This window comes from Empedobacter sp. UBA6745 (assembly GCF_002453775.1).
Taxonomy (GTDB): Bacteria; Bacteroidota; Bacteroidia; order Flavobacteriales; family Weeksellaceae; genus Empedobacter; species Empedobacter falsenii_C.
Genome location: NZ_DKHL01000026.1, coordinates 195,067 through 197,535, shown reverse-complemented (window position 1 = coordinate 197,535; position 2,469 = coordinate 195,067). Strand labels below are relative to the sequence as shown.

Sequence of the window (2,469 nt, the reverse complement as noted above, 5' to 3'; positions counted from 1 at the left end):
GGAGCGACTCGGGAGAAATTCCGTGAAAGCGGAATTATTAGTATATTATATAGTACGTTAAAATTAAGAAAGTTTAAAATGGTTTTTGTAAATTTGAGAAACAAGCTTCTCCTCTACTCCATTTATCAACTATATAAATAGTACAACTATGAAAAAAATATTAGTTTGTTTAATTTTAGTGATGACACAGATGAGTTATGCACAAAAAGTTTTGACAGCGGAGGAGTCTGATCCAAAGAATTTTAATTGGATGAAAGGGTTTCCACCTGCAAAAGAAGATATTTTGTCTGCTATAGATGGTAGCTTTTTTAACTTTCCGGCTTTACGATATAGCGTTTGTCATATGCGCGAATTTTTCCCAACTGTAAATGTCGCTTCGGCACAAGAAAACAGATATACTTGGGCAACTAAATTGGATAAGAATATTGACAAAATTACATTCACTCCGTTAGAAAGTAAGGAAACCATGACTTGGGAAGCTTCTTTACAAAAGAATTATACGGACGGCATAATTGTATTACACAAAGGAATTATTGTGTATGAAAAATATTTTGGAGAGTTAGATTCTCAAGGTAGGCATGCCTTGATGTCTGTGAGTAAAACCTTAACAGGAACTCTAGGTGGAATGTTAGTTGCTGAAGGTATTCTAGATGAGAATAAAAAATGTAGTGATTATATTCCTGAATTGAAAACCTCAGCCTTTGGTGATGCGACGATTCGTCAAGTTTTGGACATGACTACAGCTTTACAATATAGTGAAGATTACAGCGATCCAAATGCAGAAGTTTGGGCTTTTTCGGCTGCTGGAAATCCTTTTCCTAAACCTGCAAATTATAATGGACCTACAAATTATTATGATTATCTAAAAACAGTAAAGAAAAACGGCCAACATGGTGAAGCTTTTGGTTATAAAACAGTAAATACGGATGTTATGGGCTGGATTATTACAAAAGTAATGAACAAACCTTTGGCTCAAATTTTATCTGAAAAATTTTGGCAACCATTGGGAACTAACTTTGATGGTTATTACCAAATTGATGGTGCAGGAATTGCATTTGCTGGTGGTGGTTTTAATGCTAACTTGAGAGATTTAGCGATGTTTGGAGAAATGATTCGAAGCAACGGATATTTTAATAACAAACAAATCTTGCCTAAAAAATTGGTCGATGAAATCAAAAAAGGTGGAAATCAGAAAGCTTTTGCAAAGGCAGATTATAAACTATTAAAAAATTGGAGCTACAAAGATATGTGGTGGGTGACGCATAATGAGCATCAAGCATTTATGGCGCGAGGCGTTCATGGTCAAGCGATTTATGTTGATCCAAAAGCGGAAATGGTTATTGTGCGTTTTGCTTCGAATCCAGTTGCATCGAATAGTGCGAACGATCCGTATTCGTTACCTGCTTATCATGCTGTTGCAAAATATTTATTGACTAAATAACAAAAAGCTCAACATTAGTTGAGCTTTTATTTTATTATAGGATAATTTATTCGAATTAATCTTCTGATTCTTCTACTTCTGATTGTAAACCTTCTCCAAATTCACTTAAAGCTGAATTTAAAGATATCTCGTTGCAATATGCAGATCCTAAGTCTAAACCTTTTTGTAGAAATTGTTCTGCTTTTTCTTTTTGTCCAGTAAAATAATAATACGTATAAAATAATCCATATCCATCTGGATTTCCTAAATCAATCACACGTTGTGCCAATTGCTCTAACTCTTTATTTGGTTTAAGTTTTATATCATCTGCCGCATTCAAGGTTTCGAAAACACCACCAGATTGTTCAGCAAATTTATAAGCAAAAACTACTTTACAACTTTCATCAAAACCTTCTTTACACAGTTTTTCATTTGCAGTTTCATTTTCTTTTAATTTTTGATTCAAACTATTTTCATCTAAATCAAAAAGAAAAGAAGCATTATTTTTAAAATTGATATCATAATTCTGCGCCATCCAATTTGCACGTTGCGCTAATTTTGGATTTGATTGAGCTTTATTTTCGAAAGATTTCAAATTTGATTTATATACTTTTTTATCTACCCAATCTGAAATTCCTTTTAATTGATTTTTCTCTTTTTTGAAGATAAAAACCGTTTTTTCGACAAATATTATAACTGAATCGTTGCGTTCGGTAAATTCGTAACCAACCTCATCAAATTCACCGATTGTTACTCTTCCTTTTCCATCAAATTTCAATGGATTATATAATTCATCTTTTGCTTTTGTTGTAAAAACGCCTTCTAACGTATTGGTAGCTTGTTGGGCAAAAAGTGCTGACACCATGAATAATGTTGTCAATAAAAATAGTTTTTTCATTTTTTAGAAAGTCTCAATTAATATTACGTCAAAATTAAACGTTTTAATTCGTCTAAAACTCACTAGAAATAGTTAAAAAATAAATTTCTTTGTAATCAACCGAAGACTCAGGAAAGGTAAAACATACCTGTTTGTAATCAACCGAGGACTC

Annotated in this window: 2 protein-coding genes; one reads left to right on the top strand and one right to left on the bottom strand. The window is 32.5% G+C overall.

The window, feature by feature from the left end; translation table 11 throughout:
• Nucleotides 1–148 precede the first annotated feature (148 nt).
• Nucleotides 149–1,441, top strand: a complete 1,293-nt coding sequence (locus B4H69_RS08540; protein ID WP_280045384.1) for a serine hydrolase domain-containing protein — start codon at nucleotides 149–151, stop codon at nucleotides 1,439–1,441.
• A gap of 55 nt (nucleotides 1,442–1,496) precedes the next feature.
• Here B4H69_RS08540 and B4H69_RS08535 read toward each other — a convergent pair whose 3' ends face one another.
• On the bottom strand, nucleotides 1,497–2,318 hold the full coding sequence (locus tag B4H69_RS08535; RefSeq protein ID WP_280045383.1) for a hypothetical protein: 822 nt from the start codon (nucleotides 2,316–2,318) through the stop codon (nucleotides 1,497–1,499).
• Nucleotides 2,319–2,469: the final 151 nt, after the last annotated feature.